Raw genomic sequence first — 20,265 nt, 5'->3', positions numbered from 1 at the left:
CGTTTCAGCAGGCGTATTTTCTACGTTTAAGGCGCCTTGGCCAGTTCTGCCGTGAAACTGCCAAATTTGCTGAACAAGCGCCTAAGCTGAACTATCCAAAACAATACCTGGCACCTTGTCGGCGCCAAAAAGGAGAAAGCATGCTCGAGCTCACTATTGAGCAGATATCCATGGGCCAATCGGCCGTGGATAAGTCCGCAGCGTTGCATTTACTGGCCCAGCACCTGGTTGCCGATGGACTGGTCGCCGAGGGGTATCTCGCCGGCTTGCAAGCCCGGGAAGCCCAGGGCTCGACTTTTCTCGGTCAAGGTATTGCCATCCCCCACGGTACCCCGGATACCCGCGACCAGGTGTTTTCCACCGGCGTGCGCCTGATGCAGTTCCCCGAAGGGGTGGACTGGGGCGACGGGCAGATTGTCTACCTGGCGATCGGCATCGCGGCCAAATCCGATGAACACCTGCGCCTGCTGCAACTGCTGACCCGCGCCTTGGGCGAGACCGACCTGGGCCAGGCCCTGCGTCGTGCCAGCAGCGCCGAAGCCTTGCTCAAACTCCTGCAGGGCGCACCGCAGGAACTGGCGCTGGATGCCCAGATGATTGGCCTGGGTGTGTCCGCCGACGACTTCGAAGAGCTGGTGTGGCGCGGTGCCCGTCTACTGCGCCAAGCGGATTGTGTGAGTAATGGTTTCGCTGCGGTACTGCAGCAGGTTGAAGCGCTGCCGCTGGGCGATGGTTTGTGGTGGCTGCACAGCGAACAGACAGTCAAGCGTCCTGGCCTGGCCTTCGTCACGCCGGACAAGCCGATGCGCTACCTCGGCCAGCCGCTGAGTGGCCTGTTCTGTCTGGCCAGCCTCGGCGAGGCGCATCAGGCCCTGCTAGAGCGTCTGTGCGCGTTGTTGATCGAAGGGCGTGGCCATGAGCTGGGCCGTGCAACGAGCAGCCGCAAAGTCCTCGAAGTGCTGGGGGGGGAATTGCCTGCCGACTGGCCAAGCGCACGGATCGCCCTGGCCAACGCCCATGGCCTGCACGCACGCCCGGCGAAGATCCTCGCTCAACTGGCCAAGGGTTTTGACGGCGAGATCCGAGTCCGCATCGTCGATGGCCAGGACAGCGCGGTGTCGGTGAAGAGTTTGAGCAAGCTGCTGAGCCTTGGCGCGCGCCGTGGTCAGGTGCTGGAATTTGTCGCCGAGCCGGGAATTGCCGCTGACGCGTTGCCCGCTCTGCTGGCTGCCATCGAAGAGGGCCTTGGTGAGGAAGTCGAGCCATTGCCCGCCGTGAGCCAGCAGCGAGAAGTGCTCACCGACATCGCCGAGGTGCTTCTGGCACCGGCATCCGGCAGCCTGGTTCAGGCGATCGCCGCCGCTCCCGGGATCGCCATCGGCCCGGCGCATATCCAGGTGCTGCAAGCCATCGAATACCCGCTGCGGGGAGAGTCGGCCGCCATCGAGCGCGAGCGTCTCAAACTGGCGTTGGCCCAGGTGCGGCAAGACATTCAAGGGTTGATCGAACGGAGCAAGGCCAAGGCCATCCGCGAGATTTTCATCACCCACCAGGAGATGCTCGACGACCCGGAACTCACCGACGAAGTCGACACCCGACTCAAGCAGGGGGAAAGCGCGGAAGCTGCGTGGATGGCGGTGATCGAAGCGGCGGCCCGGCAACAGGAAGCCTTGCAGGATGCATTGCTCGCCGAACGCGCAGCCGACCTGCGGGACATCGGGCGCCGGGTGCTGGCGCAACTCTGTGGCATCGAGACGCCGAGCGAGCCGGATCAACCCTACATCCTGGTGATGGACGAAGTCGGTCCTTCCGATGTGGCACGTCTCGACCCGGCGCGCGTTGCCGGCATTCTCACTGCACGCGGCGGCGCTACGGCACACAGTGCAATCGTCGCCCGGGCCCTGGGCATTCCGGCCCTGGTCGGTGCGGGCGCGGCCGTGTTGCTGCTGGCCCCAGGTACGCCATTGCTTCTGGATGGCCAGCGCGGTCGCCTGCACGTGGACGCCGACGCCGCCACCTTGCAGCGCGCTACCGAAGAACGTGATACCCGCGAACAACGGCTCAAGGCCGCCGCCGAGCAACGGCATCAACCGGCCCTGACCAGCGACGGCCACGCCGTCGAAGTGTTTGCCAACATTGGCGAAAGTGCGGGTGTCACCAGTGCCGTGGAGCAGGGCGCCGAAGGTATTGGCCTGCTGCGTACCGAACTGATCTTCATGGCTCATCCGCAACTGCCGGACGAGGCCACGCAAGAGCTGGAATATCGCCGCGTGCTCGATGGCCTCGCCGGTCGCCCGCTGGTGGTACGCACCCTCGATGTCGGCGGTGACAAACCCTTGCCGTACTGGCCGATCGCCAAGGAAGAAAACCCTTTCCTTGGAGTGCGGGGCATTCGCCTGACCCTGCAACGTCCCAAGGTCATGGAAGCGCAATTGCGGGCCTTGTTGCGGGCCGCGGACAACCGGCCATTGCGCATCATGTTTCCCATGGTCGGTAGCGTCGACGAGTGGCGCCAGGCCCGGGACATGACCGAGCGCCTGCGCCTGGAAATCCCTGTGGCGGACCTGCAACTGGGGATCATGATCGAAGTGCCGTCGGCGGCCTTGCTGGCGCCGGTGCTGGCAAAGGAAGTCGACTTCTTCAGCGTTGGCACCAATGACCTGACCCAGTACACCCTGGCCATCGACCGCGGTCATCCGACCCTGTCGGCGCAGGCGGACGGCTTGCACCCGGCGGTGCTGCAACTGATCGACATCACCGTGCGAGCCGCCCACGCGCATGGCAAATGGGTCGGTGTGTGCGGCGAGCTGGCTGCCGATCCACTGGCGGTGCCAGTGCTGGTCGGCCTCGGCGTGGATGAGTTGAGCGTCTCGGGTCGCAGCATCGCCGAGGTCAAGGCGCGCATCCGCGAGCTCAGCCTCACCCAGGCCCAAACCGTTGCCCGCCAGGCCCTGGCCGTCGGCAGCGCGAATGAAGTACGCGCACTAGTGGAGGCCCTGTAATGGCCAAGATCCTGACCCTGACCCTCAACCCGGCACTGGACCTCACTGTCCAGCTGCCCCGCCTTGAACCCGGCCAGGTCAATCGCAGTGACGAGATGCACACCCACGCGGCCGGCAAGGGCGTGAACGTGGCGCAAGTACTGGCAGACCTCGGGCATCAATTGACGGTCAGCGGGTTTCTCGGTGCAGACAATCCCCAGGCATTCGAGACGCTGTTCGCCAGGCGCGGCTTTGTCGATGCGTTCATTCGTGTTCCGGGTGAAACCCGCAGCAACCTCAAGCTCGCCGAGAGCGATGGGCGCATCACCGACGTCAACGGTCCGGGACCGCTGGTCAGCGCCGCGGCGCAGCAGGCGTTGCTTGACCGCCTGGATGAAATCGCACCCGATCATGACGCGGTCGTCGTCGCCGGCAGTTTGCCCCAGGGTGTCAGCCCGGCATGGTTGCAGGCACTGATTGAGCGTCTGAAGAATCTCGGCCTGAAGGTGGCCCTCGACACCAGCGGCGAAGCCCTGCGCGCAGCGCTCAAGGCCGGACCCTGGCTGATCAAGCCCAACGCCGAAGAACTGGCCGAGGTATTCGATAGCGAAGTGGTGTCGGTGGCTGCGCAGGCCGAAGTCGCGAGTCGCTTGCACGCGCAAGGTATCGAGCACGTAGTGATTTCCCATGGCGCGCAAGGTGTGAACTGGTTCAGCGTTGGCTCGGCGATGCACGCCACGCCGCCCAAGGTCAGCGTCGCCAGCACGGTGGGCGCAGGTGATTCGTTGCTTGCCGGCATGCTCCACGGTTTGCTCAGCGCCGACACGCCTGAACAGACCCTGCGCACCGCCACGGCGATTGCCGCGATGGCGGTGACCCAGATTGGCTTCGGCATTGGCGACACCGCGCAATTGGCGCAGCTCGAACAGGGTGTGCGCGTACGCCCCCTGACAGAACAATAAGAGGGATTGTCATGAAGTTAGCCATTGTTACGGCCTGCCCGAACGGCATGGTCACCAGTGTGCTGTGCGCCCGTTTGCTGGATGCTGCAGCGCAGCGTCAGGGCTGGGGCACCAGTGTCGAAGTTGCCGATGCGGCGCACCCTGAGCGGCAATTGTCGGCGGCCACGCTGGAGGCGGCCGAGTGGGTATTGCTGGTGACCAGTGCGCCTGTGGACATGTCGAGATTCGTCGGCAAGCGCGTGTTCCAGAGCACTCCGGCCCAGGCCCTGCAGGACGTGGAGGCGGTGCTGCGCAAGGGCGCTGATGAGGCGCAGATTTACGAGGCCCCCGAAGCCGTTGCCCAGGCACTGCCCACCGGCCAGACCACGCCGAGATTGGTGGCGATTACCGCCTGCCCGACCGGTGTCGCCCATACGTTCATGGCCGCCGAAGCCCTGCAGCAAGCGGCCAAGCGCCTGGGCTACGACCTGCAAGTCGAAACCCAGGGGTCGGTCGGCGCGCGCAATCCGCTGAGTGCCGAGGCCATTGCCCAGGCCGATGTGGTGCTGTTGGCCTGTGACATCGAGGTGGCGACCGAGCGTTTTGCCGGGAAAAAAATCTACCGCTGCGGCACGGGTATCGCCCTCAAGCAAGCCGAGGCCACCCTCAACAAAGCGCTGGCCGAGGGCTCGCAGGAAACTGCAGCGAGTGGAACCAAAGGCCCCGCCAAGCAGGAGAAGACGGGCGTCTATAAGCACTTGCTGACCGGCGTGTCGTTCATGCTGCCGATGGTCGTGGCAGGCGGCTTGATGATCGCCTTGTCGTTTGTGTTCGGCATCACCGCGTTCAAGGAGGAGGGCACCCTGGCTGCCGCGCTGATGCAGATCGGTGGCGATACCGCATTCAAACTGATGGTGCCGTTGCTGGCGGGTTACATCGCCTACTCGATCGCCGACCGCCCGGGCCTCGCGCCGGGGATGATCGGCGGTATGCTGGCGAGCACGCTTGGCGCGGGCTTCATCGGCGGGATCATTGCCGGTTTCATCGCCGGTTATGCCGCCAAGGCGATCAATCGTTATGCGCGATTGCCGCAGAGCCTCGAAGCGCTGAAACCGATCCTGATCATCCCGTTGCTCGCCAGTTTGTTCACCGGCCTGGTGATGATCTATGTGGTTGGCAAACCCGTTGCCGGGATGCTGGAAGGGCTCACTCAATTCCTCGACAGCATGGGCACCACCAACGCGATCTTGCTGGGCGTGTTGCTCGGCGGCATGATGTGCGTCGACCTTGGCGGGCCGATCAACAAGGCCGCCTACGCGTTCTCGGTAGGGCTGCTGGCATCGCAGAGTTACGCACCGATGGCCGCGACCATGGCCGCCGGGATGGTGCCGCCGATCGGGTTGGGCATCGCCACCTTCATCGCCCGGCGCAAGTTCGCCCAGTCAGAGCGGGAGGCGGGTAAAGCTGCTTTTGTGTTGGGGCTGTGCTTCATTTCCGAAGGCGCGATTCCCTTCGCTGCCAAGGATCCGTTGCGGGTGATCCCGGCGAGCATCGCTGGTGGGGCGCTGACGGGTGCATTGTCGATGTACTTCGGCTGCAAGCTCATGGCACCGCACGGCGGGTTGTTCGTGCTGGCCATTCCGAATGCGATCAACCATGCCTTGCTCTATCTGCTGGCGATCGTTGCAGGGAGCCTGGTGACGGCGGTGGCCTATGCGCTGCTCAAGCGCCCGGAAGCCGTCGAACTGGCACTCGAGCCCGCCAAGGCCTGATAGCAGTCCCCTGTAGGAGCGAGCTTGCTCGCGAAAAGACCGAGGGCAGCGCGGGGCATCAGCTTCCCCGCGTCTTCGTTAACGACCATCGCGAGCAAGCTCGCTCCTACAGGGTATCGGCGGCGCACGCAGAGCCGACCGTGGGAGCAAAGCTCGCTCGCGATAGCGGTCCAGCTGTCACATCAATGCTGGATTGGAGACGCCATCGCGAGCAAGCTTTGCTCCCACAGGGGATATCCCGGGATTTTGGGTTTCAGTAAACGTCGCGTCTGTAGCGGCCTTGCTCGATCAGCTTGTCGACGTGTTCAATTCCCAGCACTTCGTTGAGTACGTGATCCACCCCTGAGGCCATGCCCTGCAGGCTGCCGCAGATGTAGATCACGGCGCCTTCGGCCAGCCATTGCTTGAGTAGATCGGCCGACTCGCGCAGCCGGTCCTGCACATAAATCTTCTGCGCCTGGTCTCGCGAGAACGCCAGGTCCAGACGCTCCAGATCCCCCGAAACCAGCCATTCCTGCAGCTCATCGCGACAAAGAAAGTCGTGCTCGCGATTACGCTCGCCGAACAGCAGCCAATGCCGCTGCTGGCCATCGGCGATGCGCGCCTTGAGCAAGCTGCGCAGCCCGGCCAGGCCGGTGCCGTTGCCCAGCAAAATCATCGGTACCGGTTCGGTTGGCAGGTGGAAACTGCTGTTGCGCCGAACCCGTAGGCTGATGCTGCCACCTACCGGTGCGTGCTCGGTCAACCAGCCGGAGCCGACGCCCAGGCTGCCGTCCGGGTGCACTTCCTGACGCACGATCAGTTCCAGGATGCCGTCGGCGGCGATCGAGGCGATGGAGTATTCGCGCATGGCCAGCGGCACCAGTGCATCCACCAGCGACTGGGCATGCAGGCCGACCAGATGCGCGCGGTTCTGCGGCAGTTGGCGACTGGCCAGGGCCTGCTCCAGGGTTTGTGCCAGGCCATCGAGGGTCACGGTGGCTCGACCGTCTATCCCCAGGCCATCGAGGAAGTGCTCGATCGCCCATGAGCAGTTACGCGGCAGTACCTCCACCAGGTCACCGGCGAGCCAGCCGCTGGCAGTGGGGGCGGTCAGGCCCAACAGGTAGACCGGCGAACCGCTGCTGTCCGGGTTCATCAGTTCGCGGCGGGTCAGCGTCCAGTTGTCGTAGCTGGGTGCTTGCCAGGTGTCCAGGGGCGCCTGTCCGGTCAGCTGGCCGAGTTGCTGCTGCCAGTGACGCAAGGCGTAGGGGTCGCCGCTGTCGACTTCCACCGGGGCGAACAGCGTCTTGCCGCCATGCTCGCCCAGCCAGGTGTGCAAGCGTCGGGCGAATCCGCAGAAGTGTTGATACTGGCGATCACCCAGGCCGAGCACCGCGTAGTTCAGGCTGTCCAGGCTCATGGCGCGACCCAGGACCTTGCGCTCGAAACCTCGGGCGGTGTCCGGCGCTTCGCCGTCGCCAAAGGTACTGACTACGAACAGCGCGTTGCTGGAATCCTGCAAATCCTGCTCGCTGACACTGGCCAGCGGCTGCACGTTCACCGGCAAGCCGGCGGCTTGCAACTGGCCCGCAGTCTGCCAGGCCAGTTGTTCGGCAAAGCCGCTCTGGCTGGCGAAACCGATCAGCCACGCCGGACCATCGACCAGCGGCGGTGCAAGGCCGTTGCGGGCTTCTTTGATCTGCTTTTTCTTGCGTCGACGATCCAGATACAGCAACCAGCCGGTGACGAAAAACAACGGCATGGTCAGGGCGCTGATGGTCAGGATCACCCGACCGACAATCCCGAAGTAACTGCCAACGTGCAGGGCATAAATACTGGTCAGCAACTGCGCCTTGAGGCTCTTGTCGCTGTAGCGGTCATGCCGCTTGACGATGCCGGTGGCCGGGTCGAGGGTGATCTGGTTCAGCGCACGGTCGTGGGGTGACGTGTTCAGCAGGTAAAACACGGTCGCCGGTTGGCCGGCCACAGGCGGCATGCGAATGTTGTAGGCGCTCAGTGCCGGGCCCGCAGCGCTGTAGATGCTGCTCCACATGGCCGCGTAGTCGCCCGTTGGCGCCGGACCGCTCGGTGCAGGACCGCGTCCGCCGCGCACCCGCTCGTTTTGCGGCGAGTCGGATAGCAAGCGGGTCAGGCCCTTGTTGTACCACTCGTAAGACCATGACAGGCCGGTGAGTGCCGCCAGGAGGTAGAACAGCAGGCACCAGGTGCCGGCGACCGAATGCAGGTCCCAGTTGAAGCTGCGGCCTTTTTTCTTCCAGTCCAGGGTCAGCCAGGCGCGCCAGCTTTTCCACTGGCGGGGCCAGCGCAGGTACAGGCCGGACAGGCAGAAGAACACCAGGATCAGCGTGCATGCCCCGGTGATCTGCCGGCCGGTATCGCCCATGGCGAGGAAGCGGTGCAGTTGCAGCATCAGGCCGAAAAAGCCCTGGCCGGCGGCATCGCCCATGAACTCGGCGGTGTAGGGATCGAAGTAGCGCATCTCGCCGCGGCGTTCGCCGGGCTTGGGGGTGAAGAACACCTTGGCCGCTGCGCCGCTGTCGGTTTCGACGCTGAGCATCGAGACTTTCTTGCCGGAGGCCGCTTCGATGCGTTCCACCAGTTCGGCAGGCGGCAGGACGCCGGCGACCTGCTTCTGGACCTGCAACACCGATGGGTTCAGCGCACTGAGGATTTCATCCTGGAACGACACGGTCGCCCCGGTGATGCCCATCAGGGCCAGGACCAGCCCGGCGCTGATGCCGAAAAACCAGTGCAGCTGGAACAGGGTTTTCTTCAACACGTCGCTCGCCTTGTCCGTTCGAAAATAATCATCACGGCGCGCATTATGCCGTGGGTTGACGGGATGCCTTGTCTATTACGCACAAAAGCCCCGTTCATCTGGATGAACGGGGCCAGGCGGTAACGCGCGGCGCTACCCGTAGGAGCGAGCTTGCTCGCGAAAAACTCGAGAACAGCACGGGGTATCAGGCTGCCCGCGTCATCGTTGACGTCCATCGCGAGCGAGCTCGCTCCTGCTATGGGTGGAGTTCACCCTTTATCAGAAGTGGAAGTTGGTGCTCAACAATGCCGTACGGCCCGCCGCCTGGTTGGCGAAGTGGGTCGAGAAGGCTTTGTCGTAGTAGGTTTCGTCGGTCAGGTTCTGCACGTTCAGCTGCAGGTCGACGTTTTTGGTCAGCTTGTAGGCAACCATCGCGTCGTAGCGAACATAGTCATCAACCATGGTGGTGTTGGCCACGCTGCCGAACACGTCATCGACGTAGAACGCGCCGCCACCGACGGTCAGCTTCGGCGTGACCTGGTAGGTCGTCCAGAGGCTGGCGCTGTTTTTCGGCGTGTTAGGCAGTTCGTTGCCATCGTTGGCTGCGCCCAGTGGGCCGCCGTCGACTTGCTCGCTGTCCATGTAGGCGTAACCGGCGAAGACCTGCCATTTGTCAGTGATCTTGCCGCTGGCCGACAGTTCGATACCTTGTACGCGGGTCTTGCCGGCGTTTTCATAGGACGTGGTGTCCACTTGAACACGAGCATTGTCCTTTTCGGTGCGGAAGATATCGGCGGTCAGGGACAGGCGATCATTGAGCAGATCCCACTTGGTACCGATTTCGTAGTTCTTGGTGGTTTCCGGCTCCATGTCGCTGCTCAGCAGGTTGCCGGTGCGATCCGGAGTGCCACCCAGCGGGTTGCCTTCCTGACCTTCGCCCAGGGTATTGCCCGGCGGCGTCGCTGACGTAGCGTAGGAGGCGTAGATGCTGCCGTTCTCAGCCGGCTTGTAGACCACGCCGAACTGACCGGTGATGAACTCGCTGGTGTCCTTGCCTTTGGAGGCGTTGCCATTGGTCACCACGGTCGCGCCGGCAGCGTTGTAGGTCTTGTACTTGGTGTCGAAGTGGTCGTAGCGCAGGCCCATGTTGACCAGCCACTGCTGGGACAATTCCAGGGTGTCGAACACGTACAGTGCGCGGGTGGTGCTGGAGGTGTCGGTGCCGGCGTAGTTACGCGAGATTGCGCCGTTCCACGGATCGCTCGGGTTCGGGTTCGACAGCGAGGTGCAGTTGTAGCCGCTTGGCGCGCCAATCAGTGCAGGGCTGCAGTTGGTGGTGACTGGGTTGCCGCCTGGAGTGGTATCGGTGTCGACGCTGTACGAGGACTTCTGACTCTTCTCGTGGCTCAACTCGATACCGGTGGCGAAGCTGTTCTTGAACCCGGCGATGTACACGTCACCAAACAGATCGGTCTGGTTGGTGGTGGTGTCGGTGTTGCTGACACGGGTGTTGGCACGACGCCAGACGCTGCCATTGTTGACGTTGCCCTTGGAGTCGTCTGGCTGGGTCAGGATGTAATCCTGCATGCTGCTGCCGTGGCGCAGGGTGTTCTTCACGGTCAGGGCATCGTTCAGGTCATGCTCGATGGCGATGGTCGCGGTGTCGGTGCGGCCCTTGCGGAAGTCGCGTCCGTCCAGGCCGTAGAAGTTGCTGCTGTCGCCACCGTCATCCGGCGTGTCCGGGTTGGACTTGGTGCGCGCGGCAGAACCGGCAACCGGAATGCTGTACGGAATGCCCGAGTCTGGCGTGTCGTTGCTTTCCAGATGGTAGTAATCGAGATTGACGCGGGTGTCGGTACCCAGGCCGAAAGCCACGGACGGCGCGATGCCCCAGCGGTCGTAATCGACGCTATCACGGCCGGCGATGTTGCTTTCGTGGCTCATCAGGTTCAGACGGCCAGCGGCGGTGTCGGTGAACTGGTAGTTGCCGTCGAAGGTGTAGCGTTGCGTCTGGTCCGAACCCCAGGTGAATCCACCGTCGAGGGAATCGCCCAGATGGGCCCTCTTGCTCACCATGTTGATGCTGCCACCGGCAGCGCCACGGCCGCCAATGGCCGAGTTCGGGCCTTTGCTGACTTCGATCGACTCTACCGCGAAGATCTCGCGGCTTTGCGAGCCGGTGTCGCGCACGCCGTCCAGGTACGTATCGCCCTGGGCATCGAAACCACGGATGAATGGGCGGTCACCCTGGGGGTTGCCACCTTCACCGGCACCGAACGTGATGCCCGGAACAGTCCGCAACGCATCCTGCATGTTCAGGGCGCCAGTGTCCTTGAGTACCTGTTGCGGAATCACGGTGACAGAGCGCGGCGTGTCTACCAGTGGCGCGGTGTACTTGGGCGAGGAGGCTTTTTCGACGTTGTAGCTGGTCGCTTCCTGAGCTTCAGCGTTGATCGAGGTGGCGTCCAGGGAGATCGTGTTGCCCTGCGCCTTGGCGTCGGTCTTCTCTGCGGCGAAAACCATTTGGCCTGCGGAGCCGGCAGTGATTGCCACGCCAATTGCAGACGCGAGCAAACGCGGTGAACTGACAGGTGATTGTAGTTGTTGGCGTGACATTGAAATTCCCCTCCCCAAGGATTTGAGGTCGCGGAATATAGGGTAAACAGGTATTCGTATCAATTGCGAAACATTACTATTCGCACTGAATTTACATTCTTTACAATTTAACCTTACGGTTTTTGCTGATTCGTTCGTCGCGAGGGTTTTACACAGTCAATAAGAATCAATACCATTGACATCCCTTTGCCTGCAGGTATTGCCTCCATGTTGCTGCACATTCCCGGCGTGTTCGCGAAAGAAGAAGTGCAGCGTATCCGGGAGGCCCTGGAGCAGGCGGATTGGGCGGATGGCAAAATCACGGCGGGCTACCAATCGGCCAAGGCCAAGCATAATTTGCAGCTGCCGGAAGGCCATCCACTGGCCAAGGAAATCGGCGCAGCGATGCTGGAACGGCTGTGGAAAAATCCGCTGTTCATGTCCGCTGCCCTGCCGCACAAGGTCTTCCCGCCGTTGCTGAACTGTTACACGGCGGGCGGCAGTTTCGACTTTCATATCGACAACGCAGTGCGCCAGCCGCAGAACAGTATCGAGCGTGTGCGCACCGACTTGTCGGCCACCCTGTTCTTCAGCGAGCCCGAGGACTATGACGGCGGCGAACTGGAGATCCAGGACACCTTCGGCACCCAGCGGGTGAAATTGCCTGCCGGTGATATGGTCCTGTATCCCGGCACCAGCCTGCACAAGGTCAACGCGGTTACCCGCGGGACACGTTTTGCCTCGTTCTTCTGGACCCAGAGCCTGGTGCGCGAGGACAGCCAGCGCGCGCTGCTGTTCGAGATGGACGGGGCGATCCGTCAGTTGACTCAGGACATGCCCGATCATCCTTCATTGATCCGCCTGACCGGCACCTATCACAACCTGCTGCGCCGCTGGGTCGAGGTATGACTTTTCAATTGCGCCGCGAGGAAGTTCTGGACGGTGAACGGCTCAAGGCCATGCTCGACGAAAGCCCGGCGCGTGCTGCCCAGGCCATCCTGATCGCCGCCCGGGAGAACCTCCTGGATGCCCAGGCATTGCTCGGGCAGATCCTGCTGGACGGGCAAGGTATCGAGCAGGATTTGCCACTGGCCCTGCGCTGGTTCGAGATCGCGGCGAAACGCGGCCACCTGATGGCGCGCAACATGCTGGGTCGCTGCCATGAACACGGGTGGGGGTGCGCTGCGGACGCCACAGTGGCGGCCGGGCATTATCGGATCGCCGCAGACGCAGGCCTGGATTGGGCGATGTACAACTACGCCAACCTGCTGGCAACCGGGCGTGGGGTGGCGGTAGATCAACGCCAGGCGCTTGATTTGTATCGCCGTGCCGCCGGGCTTGGCCACGCGAAATCGATGAACCTGCTGGGGCGTTATCTCGAAGAAGGCCAGTACTGCCCGGTTGATCCGAAGGCGGCGCGTGACTGGTATCGACGCTCGGCGGTTGGCGGCGATTTTCGCGGGCAGTTCAGTTATGCCGCGGTGCTGGCGGATGAAGGCAATGTCGCAGAAGCGCTGGGCTGGTTGCGCAAGGCGCTGGCGGGCGGGAACCTGAATTTCCTGCGGGTGGCGAGCCAGGCGTTGGCGAGCGCCGCCGATCCGCAAATCCACGCATTGGCAACCGACTACGCCCAGCGCCAAACCGAATTGGAACGCGGTCCCCTGTAACGGCTGGCAATGACGAAACCGTAGCTGCAATGCAATTCTGCGTAGGAGCTGCCGCAGGCTGCGATCTTTTGATCTGGCCTTTGAAAAACAAGATCAAAAGATCGCAGCCTGCGGCAGCTCCTACAGGGATTGCATTTCAAGGCACAAAAAAGCCCATGACGTGTCATGGGCTTTTTGTCTTGCGCGGCTACCGCTTACACGTAATACGATTTCAGCGGCGGGAAGCCATTGAACTCTACGGCGCTGTAACTGGTGGTGTAGGCACCGGTCGACAGCCAGTACATACGGTCACCGATTGCCAGGTTCAGTGGCAGGCCGTATTTGTAGTTTTCGTACATGATGTCGGCGCTGTCGCAGGTGGGGCCGGCGATGACTACTTCTTCCATCTCGCCTTTCTTCTCGGTCCAGATCGGGAACTTGATGGCTTCGTCCATGGTTTCGATCAGGCCGGAGAACTTGCCCACATCCGTGTACACCCAACGCTCGACGGCGGTGCGGGATTTGCGCGCAACCAGCACCACTTCGCTGACCAGGATGCCAGCGTTGGCGATCAGCGAACGGCCCGGCTCCAGGATGATTTCCGGCAGGTCGTCACCGAAGTCTTCCTTGAGGAAGCGGATGATTTCCTCGGCGTAGGTTTCCAGGCTGTTGGTGCGGGTGATGTAGTTGGCCGGGAAGCCACCGCCCATGTTGATCAGCTTGAGCACAATGCCGTCTTCTTCTTTCAGGCGCTCGAAGATCACTTTGACCTTGGCGATCGCCGCGTCCCATACGCTGATGTCGCGCTGTTGCGACCCGACGTGGAAGGAGATGCCGTAAGGCACCAGGCCGAGGTCGCGGGCCAGGATCAGCAGGTCCATGGCCATGTCGGTCTGGCAGCCGAATTTGCGCGACAAAGGCCAGTCAGCCGTGGTCGAGCCTTCGGTGAGAATACGCACGTAGACTTTCGAGCCCGGTGCAGCCTTGGCAATGTTGCGCAAGTCGGCTTCGGAGTCGGTGGAGAACAGGCGCACGCCCTTGTCGTAGAAATAACGGATGTCTTTGGATTTCTTGATGGTGTTGCCGTAGCTGATACGGTCGGCGCTGACGCCGCGGTCCATGACCTTGTCCAGCTCGTAGATCGATGCGATGTCGAAGCTCGACCCCTTGTCTTTCAACAGGTCGATGATCTCGACCGCCGGGTTGGCTTTTACCGCGTAATAGACTTTGGCGAACTCGAAACCGGCGCGCAGGTCATCGTAGGCCTGGCTGATCATCGCGGTGTCGATCACCACGAACGGGGTTTCTTGCTTGTCGGCGAACGCCTTCATTTTGTCAAAGGTGGCGCGCTCGAAATAATCTTCGACGTTGATCGACATGCTGGAGACTCCTAAGGGCAAACTGATTTGGTCAATGGGTGTAAATGAACGTCCTCCGTATCCCCACTTTGGTTCGCCTACTTCCCAAGGCATGTCGCCGAAAGCAAAAAAGGCCACGGGAGGCGGTGCTTCCCTTGGCCTTGCTGTCTCGTCGTCAGTACTTGAGCCGGATGGATCGTTTCCAGCATGGACGTTCGGCGCGAACTTTAGGGCGTGAGGGGCTCGAGATCAACAAAAAATGTCGCGTTTTTGCACGCTTCCGTCGTGCGGTCCTGGACAGTTACTGATGTAACCGACCTGCATGACAGTGTGATGTTCCCCAAGAAGGGAGATTTGAATACGTGTAGGAGCGAGCTTGCTCGCGATGGACGTCAACGATAACGCAGGGAACCTGATACCCGCGGGGCCATTGAGTGCATCGCGAGCAAGCTCGCTCCTACAGTTATTTTTTGTCAGGCGACCGCAGTCTCGGCTGGCGAAACAATGCTGGTCTTGCCGCCACGGGACTTGCCGGAGCTCAGGTACTCGGCAATCGACTCCTGGGTCACTTCACCCAGGAACACCCGATCCGCGTCCATCACTGGCAACCACGAGCGGTTGAACTCGTACATGCGCGACAGCAGGATGCGCAAATGCTCGTCGTAGGCCGCCGTGGCGTTGAACTCGCGCAGGTATTGCGCGCACGTGCCGGCCTGGCGATGCAGGTCACGACGTCGGACATAGCCCAGCGCCTTGTTCTCACCATCCGTCACCACCACATAACGGCGGTCATGCTCGTCCATCAGCTCCAGGGCGTCGGCCACCGGGGTTTCCGGGCTGACCGATGGCGCGTTGTCCGCCGCGTCTTCAGCCTTCACCAGCAATAGGCGCTTGAGGGTGCTGTCCTGGCCGACGAAGTTGCTGACAAAGTCATCCGCAGGGTGCGCCAGCAAGGTGTCCGGATGATCGATCTGCAACAATTTGCCTGCGCGGAAGATCGCAATCTTGTCGCCCAGCTTGATCGCTTCGTCGATGTCGTGGCTGACCATGATCACGGTCTTGTTCAGCGCGCGTTGCATCTCGAAGAATTCGTTCTGGATCATCTCGCGGTTGATCGGGTCGACCGCGCCGAACGGTTCGTCCATCAACAGCAATGGCGCATCTGCCGCCAGCGCGCGGATCACACCGATCCGCTGCTGCTGGCCGCCCGACAGTTCACGCGGGTAGCGATTGAGATACTGCTTGGGTTCAAGCTTGATCATGCTCATCAACTCGCGGGCGCGGTCGTGGCATTTCTGTTTGTCCCAGCCCAACAGGCGCGGGACGATGGTGATGTTTTCCTCGATGGTCATGTTCGGGAACAGACCGATCTGCTGGATCACATAGCCGATGTTACGGCGCAGGGTCACGGCGTCGAGGTCGGTGGTGTCCTCGCCGTTGATCAGGATCTTGCCCGAGGTGGGCTTGATCAGGCGGTTGATCATTTTCAGCGTGGTGCTTTTGCCGCAGCCCGATGGTCCGAGGAACACACAGATTTCGCCTTCATTGACGGTCAGGCTGACGGAGTCCACGGCTTTCACATCTTTGCCGTTGCTTTGGAAGGTCTTGCTGAGGTTTTGAAGTTCGATCATTTGAGCAGTCCTTTTGGAGTCAGCGTGCGTTGCAGCCATTGCAGAAGCAGGTCGGCGAAGATGGCCAGGAGACTGACCAGCACGGCGCCGACGATCAGCATCGACATATCGCTGCGGCTGATTGAAGCGAGAATGAGTACACCCAGGCCACCGGCACCGATGGTGGCGGCGATGGTCATGACACCGATGTTCATGACCACGGCGGTGCGTACACCGGCGAGGATCACCGGCACTGCAATCGGCAGCTCGACCATACGCAGGCGCTGGCCAAAGGTCATGCCGATACCGCGGGCGGCTTCGCGAATGCCAGGTTCCACGCCCGTCAGGGCGAGGTAGGTGTTACGCATGATCGGCAGCAGCGAGTACAGGAAGACGGCGGTGATCGCCGGCATCGGCCCCAGGCCCTGGCCGAATTTCGAGTAGAACGGCAGCAGCAGGCCGAACAGTGCGATCGACGGCACCGTCAGCAGCACCGTGGCGCTGGCCTGCAGCGGCCCGGCCAGTGTCGGGAAACGGGTCATCAGGATGCCCAGCGGCACGCCGGCTACGATCGCCAGGGTCACGGCAATGCCGACCAGGGTGATGTGCTGCCAGGTCAGATGCGCCACCTGGGCCCAGTCGAGATGGGAAAAGGCGTTCAAAAATTCCATGTCTTTTCCTCCTTAGTTGATTGGGTGCTGGCGCAGAAAATCGGCGGCAACGGATGATGGGCTTTCGTGACCGACGTCGACCCGCGCATTCAGAGCACGCATGGTCTCGTCATCGAACAGCTCGGCCAGCGGTTTGATTTCTTCCGCGAGTTTGGGATGAGCGTCGAGGTAAGCCTGGCGTACCACCGGCGCTGCGGTGTAGTCCGGGAAGTAGTGCTTGTCGTCTTCCAGCAACTTGAGTTTGAAGGCGTTCAAGCGACCGTCGGTGGTGTAGACCAGGCCGGCGAACACCTGGCCATTACGCAGGGCGGTATAGACCAGCCCGGCATCCATCTGGCGCGTGTTTTTCCGGGTCAGGTTCATGCCATAGAGCTCGACCATGCCGGCCATGCCGTCGGAACGGTTGGCAAACTCGGTGTCCAGGGCGACGAGGTGGTTAGTCTTCGCCTCAGCCTGCATCACCGTGTTCAGCTCGCTGATGGTGTTGATCTGCGGATAAGCCTTGGCGGTGGTTTCCGGCAGTGCCAGGGCGTAGGTGTTGCTGAACTTCGACGGGGTGAGCCAGACCAGGCCTTTTTTTGCGTCCAGTTCTTTCACCCGGGCGTAGGACTGGGCGCTGTCGAGCTTTTCAGTGATGTGGTTGTAAGCCACCAGCGACACGCCGGTGTATTCCCAAATCAGGTCCAGTTGACCGCTTTCCTGAGCGCTGCGAGCGAGGTTGCTGCCCAGACCGCCCGTCACCTGGGTGTCGTAACCCTTGGTGCGCAGGTACTGGGAAGTAATTTCCGCGAGCAGGGTCTGTTCGGTGAACACCCGGGCGCCGATGCGAATCACCGGTTTTTCAGCGGCTTGAGCCAATCCTGCGAACAGCAGGACACAGCCCATTATCAAGGTCATGCCTTTCAGGTGGAGAGCTTTCATAAATATTCCTTTGCCGAGGCTTAAGACGGGCGCAAGCCGCGTTCGAGCCAGAGGCGGCTGGCCAGTGTCACCAGACCATCGAGCAGCAAGGCCAGCAAGGCGGTACACGCCGCGCCGAGCAGCAGTTGCGGCTGATTGTTCAGGGCGATGCCAGGGAAAATCAGGCTGCCCAGGCTGTTGGCGCCGATCAGGAAGGCCAGCGGTGCCGTACCGACGTTGATCGCCAGGGCCACACGCACACCACCGATGATGATCGGTACGGCGTTTGGCAGTTCGACCCGCCACAGCACTTGAGTCGGCGTCATGCCGATGCCGACGGCTGCTTCCTTGAGCGAACCCTGGACGTTTTTCAGGCCTTCATAGGTGTTGCGCACGATCGGCAACAGCGAGGCAAGGAACAGGGCGAAGATCGCGGGACCACTGCCGATGCCAAGGATGCCCAGGGCGATGGCCAGTACGGCCAGGGGCGGCACGGTGTTGCCGATGTTGAAGATTTGCATGAAGCGTTCAGCACGGCCAACCATGGTTGGGCGACTGAGGAAGATACCGGCGGGTATGCCCACAACAAGGGCGGCCAGCATGGAAGCGAGGACGAGCATCAAATGGGCTTGCAGGTAAAACAACAAATCGTCGCGGTAATGTTCGATCGTATTGATGCCGATCCAGTGGACCAGCAGGGCCAGGAGTGCGACGACAACCGCACCTCCTATCAGCCCTTTGCCATAGCGAATAGCCACAGGCGGACTCCTTTTTTTCTTTGTCGGCGAGCGCAGTCCCGAGTGGCAGTGCCATTCCTGGCTGCCGGGCAATGCAACGTTCGCGAGAAGCAGCTCATGCCGCACGCCTTCCTGTAGGAGCGAGCTCGCTCGCGAAAAATGTCCCGACACCGCGGTTAACCAAATAGCCCGCGTTATCGTTGACGTCCATCGCGAGCAAGCTCGCTCCTACAGGGGAAATGCGTGCGGCTTATCGAGCCATAAGCGCAGCCTCGTCAGGCCAACTTGCTGATTTATCAGCCCCTGACACGAGTGCCGTAACAGGGGAGTGGACGTCTGCACCTTTTAAAAGGTTCCATAAATAACAGCAAATAGCCACCGTCGGAGCTGCCGAAGGTGTTTGGGGGAGGGTACGAGCGGTGGTCCGTGGGGCGCGTTTTAAGCTATACTCGCCGCCCTTTTTTGAATCACCTGCCAGGCGATTTCCCATGACCAAACAGGCCGCCGAAGTCGCGAAACGCCGCACTTTCGCCATTATTTCCCACCCCGATGCCGGTAAGACCACCATCACCGAGAAGCTCCTGCTGATGGGCAAGGCGATCGCGGTTGCCGGCACGGTGAAGTCTCGCAAGTCCGACCGCCATGCCACCTCCGACTGGATGGAAATGGAAAAACAACGGGGTATTTCCATTACCACGTCGGTCATGCAGTTCCCGTATCGCGACCACATGGTCAACCTGCTCGACACCCCGGGCCACGAAGACTTCTCCGAAGATACCTACCGTACCCTGACGGCGGTCGACTCGGCATTGATGGTCCTCGACGGCGGTAAGGGTGTGGAGCCACGGACCATCGCGCTGATGGACGTCTGCCGTCTGCGGGACACGCCGATTGTCAGCTTCATCAACAAACTCGACCGCGACATCCGTGACCCGATCGAACTGCTCGACGAAATCGAAGCGGTCCTGAAGATCAAGGCTGCGCCGATCACCTGGCCGATCGGTTGCTACCGCGACTTCAAGGGTGTGTATCACCTGGCCGACGACTACATCATCGTCTACACCGCCGGTCACGGCCACGAACGTACCGATGTGAAGATCATCGAGAAGCTCGACTCGGACGAAGCCCGCGCGCATCTGGGCGACGAGTACGACCGCTTCGTCGACCAGCTGGAGCTGGTGCAGGGCGCCTGCCACGAATTCAACCAACAGGAATTCCTCGACGGCCAGCTGACTCCGGTGTTCTTCGGTACTGCCCTGGGCAATTTCGGTGTCGATCATGTGCTCGACGCCGTGATCAATTGGGCGCCGAAACCCCTGGCGCGGGTCGCCAACGAGCGCACCGTGGAACCGATCGAAGAGAAATTCACCGGCTTCGTGTTCAAGATCCAGGCGAACATGGACCCCAAACACCGCGACCGTATCGCCTTCATGCGTATCTGCTCCGGCAAATACGAAAAGGGCATGAAGATGCGCCACGTGCGCACCGGCAAGGATGTACGGATCGGCGACGCGCTGACGTTCTTCTCCTCCGAGCGTGAGCAACTGGAAGAAGCCTTCGCCGGCGACATCATCGGCCTGCACAACCACGGCACCATCCAGATCGGCGACACCTTCACCGAAGGCGAAGTCCTGGGCTTCACCGGTATCCCGCACTTCGCCCCGGAGCTGTTCCGCCGCGTACGCCTGCGCGATCCGCTGAAATCCAAACAGCTGCGCCAAGGCTTGCAGCAACTGGCCGAAGAGGGCGCGACCCAGGTGTTCTTCCCCGAGCGCAGCAACGACATCATCCTCGGCGCCGTGGGTGTGCTGCAGTTCGACGTGGTCGCCAGCCGCTTGAAAGAGGAATACAAGGTCGAGTGCTCCTACGAGCCGATCACCGTGTACTCGGCGCGCTGGATCGATTGCGACGATAAGAAGAAGATGGAGGAATTCCGCGTCAAGGCTGTGGAAAACCTCGCGGTCGACGGCGGCGGTCACCTGACCTACCTCGCCCCGACCCGGGTCAACCTGGCGCTGATGGAAGAGCGCTGGCCGGACGTGAAATTCCGTGCGACGCGTGAGCATCACTAAGCGTTGAGCTGTCACACAAAAGCCCCGTTGCGAAAGCCTCGGGGTTTTTGGTTTCTGGCGAAGATCAAAAGATCGCAGCCTTCGGCGTATACCCGTAGATACCGTCTTGAACCTCACTGAGCAAGCGCAAGTTTCGGGTCATATGGTTGGCCCGACTTGAGCACGCCGTAAACGAAATGCAGCAGCTTGCGCATCGCGGCACAGATGATCTGCTTGGGGGC

General features: G+C 61.6%; 13 protein-coding genes and 1 pseudogene. 6 read left to right on the top strand and 8 right to left on the bottom strand.

Annotated elements, in window-relative coordinates:
* Window positions 1-140: 140 nt before the first annotated feature.
* Genes ptsP through UB23_RS14600 form a run of 3 tightly spaced genes read left to right on the top strand, consistent with a single transcriptional unit; the run spans window position 141 to window position 5,694 of the window.
* On the top strand, window positions 141-3,002 hold the full coding sequence (gene ptsP, locus UB23_RS14610; RefSeq protein WP_045060029.1) for a phosphoenolpyruvate--protein phosphotransferase: 2,862 nt from the start codon (window positions 141-143) through the stop codon (window positions 3,000-3,002).
* Window positions 3,002-3,943, top strand: a complete 942-nt coding sequence (pfkB, locus tag UB23_RS14605) for a 1-phosphofructokinase (RefSeq protein ID WP_045060028.1) — start codon at window positions 3,002-3,004, stop codon at window positions 3,941-3,943. The genes ptsP and pfkB overlap by 1 nt, the downstream gene beginning before the upstream one ends.
* 11 nt (window positions 3,944-3,954) lie before the next feature.
* Window positions 3,955-5,694 carry a PTS fructose-like transporter subunit IIB gene (locus tag UB23_RS14600; protein WP_045060027.1) on the top strand — a complete coding sequence of 580 codons (1,740 nt, stop codon included), beginning with the start codon at window positions 3,955-3,957 and terminating at the stop codon, window positions 5,692-5,694.
* A gap of 253 nt (window positions 5,695-5,947) precedes the next feature.
* On the opposite strand, the gene UB23_RS14595 is transcribed toward UB23_RS14600, so the two are convergent.
* Window positions 5,948-8,476, bottom strand: a complete 2,529-nt coding sequence (locus UB23_RS14595) for a sulfite reductase flavoprotein subunit alpha (RefSeq protein ID WP_045060026.1) — start codon at window positions 8,474-8,476, stop codon at window positions 5,948-5,950.
* A 258-nt stretch (window positions 8,477-8,734) separates the two neighbouring features.
* On the bottom strand, window positions 8,735-11,071 hold the full coding sequence (locus tag UB23_RS14585; RefSeq protein WP_045060024.1) for a TonB-dependent receptor: 2,337 nt from the start codon (window positions 11,069-11,071) through the stop codon (window positions 8,735-8,737).
* 207 nt (window positions 11,072-11,278) lie between these two features.
* Here UB23_RS14585 and UB23_RS14580 point away from each other — a divergent pair, with 207 nt between their 5' ends.
* A complete protein-coding gene (locus UB23_RS14580; RefSeq protein ID WP_045060023.1) occupies window positions 11,279-11,959 on the top strand; it encodes a Fe2+-dependent dioxygenase in 681 nt (226 codons plus the stop codon).
* Complete coding sequence (locus tag UB23_RS14575) at window positions 11,956-12,717, top strand: tetratricopeptide repeat protein (protein WP_045060022.1); 762 nt, start codon at window positions 11,956-11,958, stop codon at window positions 12,715-12,717. Before UB23_RS14580 ends, UB23_RS14575 begins: the two co-directional genes overlap by 4 nt.
* Window positions 12,718-12,911: 194 nt before the next feature.
* Here UB23_RS14575 and UB23_RS14570 read toward each other — a convergent pair whose 3' ends face one another.
* From UB23_RS14570 to UB23_RS14550, 5 genes are all read right to left on the bottom strand, one after another.
* Window positions 12,912-14,075, bottom strand: a complete 1,164-nt coding sequence (locus UB23_RS14570) for a type III PLP-dependent enzyme (protein WP_045060021.1) — start codon at window positions 14,073-14,075, stop codon at window positions 12,912-12,914.
* A gap of 452 nt (window positions 14,076-14,527) precedes the next feature.
* Window positions 14,528-15,685, bottom strand: a complete 1,158-nt coding sequence (locus UB23_RS14565) for an osmoprotectant ABC transporter ATP-binding protein OsmV (RefSeq protein ID WP_045060020.1) — start codon at window positions 15,683-15,685, stop codon at window positions 14,528-14,530.
* The gene (locus UB23_RS14560; protein WP_045060019.1) at window positions 15,682-16,335 is read right to left on the bottom strand and encodes an ABC transporter permease; all 654 of its coding nucleotides are present in this window, start codon (window positions 16,333-16,335) and stop codon (window positions 15,682-15,684) included. Before UB23_RS14560 ends, UB23_RS14565 begins: the two co-directional genes overlap by 4 nt.
* 12 nt (window positions 16,336-16,347) lie before the next feature.
* The gene (locus tag UB23_RS14555; protein ID WP_414704656.1) at window positions 16,348-17,256 is read right to left on the bottom strand and encodes a glycine betaine ABC transporter substrate-binding protein; all 909 of its coding nucleotides are present in this window, start codon (window positions 17,254-17,256) and stop codon (window positions 16,348-16,350) included.
* A 20-nt stretch (window positions 17,257-17,276) separates the two neighbouring features.
* A complete protein-coding gene (locus UB23_RS14550; protein ID WP_045060018.1) occupies window positions 17,277-17,993 on the bottom strand; it encodes an ABC transporter permease in 717 nt (238 codons plus the stop codon).
* A 467-nt stretch (window positions 17,994-18,460) separates the two neighbouring features.
* Here UB23_RS14550 and UB23_RS14545 point away from each other — a divergent pair, with 467 nt between their 5' ends.
* Window positions 18,461-20,044, top strand: coding sequence for a peptide chain release factor 3 (locus UB23_RS14545; RefSeq protein WP_045060017.1), 1,584 nt, complete (start codon window positions 18,461-18,463; stop codon window positions 20,042-20,044).
* Window positions 20,045-20,157: 113 nt separating this feature from the next.
* Here the strand turns inward: UB23_RS14545 and UB23_RS30270 are convergent.
* Window positions 20,158-20,265 (bottom strand): annotated as a pseudogene (locus UB23_RS30270) (IS110 family transposase); the annotation flags it as partial.

This window comes from Pseudomonas sp. ES3-33 (genome assembly GCF_000952175.1).
In the GTDB taxonomy this organism is placed as follows: domain Bacteria; phylum Pseudomonadota; class Gammaproteobacteria; order Pseudomonadales; family Pseudomonadaceae; genus Aquipseudomonas; species Aquipseudomonas gregormendelii.
Note: the sequence above shows the minus strand (reverse complement) of the source record. Positions and strands in the feature narration are given on the sequence as shown.

Excerpts from the sequence above, each read along its gene's own strand:
- ptsP (WP_045060029.1), top strand. The coding sequence starts at position 141 with ATGCTCGAGCTCACTATTGAGCAGATATCCATGGGCCAATCGGCCGTG.
- pfkB (WP_045060028.1), top strand. The coding sequence starts at position 3,002 with ATGGCCAAGATCCTGACCCTGACCCTCAACCCGGCACTGGACCTCACT.
- UB23_RS14600 (WP_045060027.1), top strand. The coding sequence starts at position 3,955 with ATGAAGTTAGCCATTGTTACGGCCTGCCCGAACGGCATGGTCACCAGT.
- UB23_RS14585 (WP_045060024.1), bottom strand. The coding sequence starts at position 11,071 with ATGTCACGCCAACAACTACAATCACCTGTCAGTTCACCGCGTTTGCTC.
- UB23_RS14580 (WP_045060023.1), top strand. The coding sequence starts at position 11,279 with ATGTTGCTGCACATTCCCGGCGTGTTCGCGAAAGAAGAAGTGCAGCGT.
- UB23_RS14575 (WP_045060022.1), top strand. The coding sequence starts at position 11,956 with ATGACTTTTCAATTGCGCCGCGAGGAAGTTCTGGACGGTGAACGGCTC.
- UB23_RS14570 (WP_045060021.1), bottom strand. The coding sequence starts at position 14,075 with ATGTCGATCAACGTCGAAGATTATTTCGAGCGCGCCACCTTTGACAAA.
- UB23_RS14565 (WP_045060020.1), bottom strand. The coding sequence starts at position 15,685 with ATGATCGAACTTCAAAACCTCAGCAAGACCTTCCAAAGCAACGGCAAA.
- UB23_RS14560 (WP_045060019.1), bottom strand. The coding sequence starts at position 16,335 with ATGGAATTTTTGAACGCCTTTTCCCATCTCGACTGGGCCCAGGTGGCG.
- UB23_RS14555 (WP_414704656.1), bottom strand. The coding sequence starts at position 17,256 with ATGAAAGCTCTCCACCTGAAAGGCATGACCTTGATAATGGGCTGTGTC.
- UB23_RS14545 (WP_045060017.1), top strand. The coding sequence starts at position 18,461 with ATGACCAAACAGGCCGCCGAAGTCGCGAAACGCCGCACTTTCGCCATT.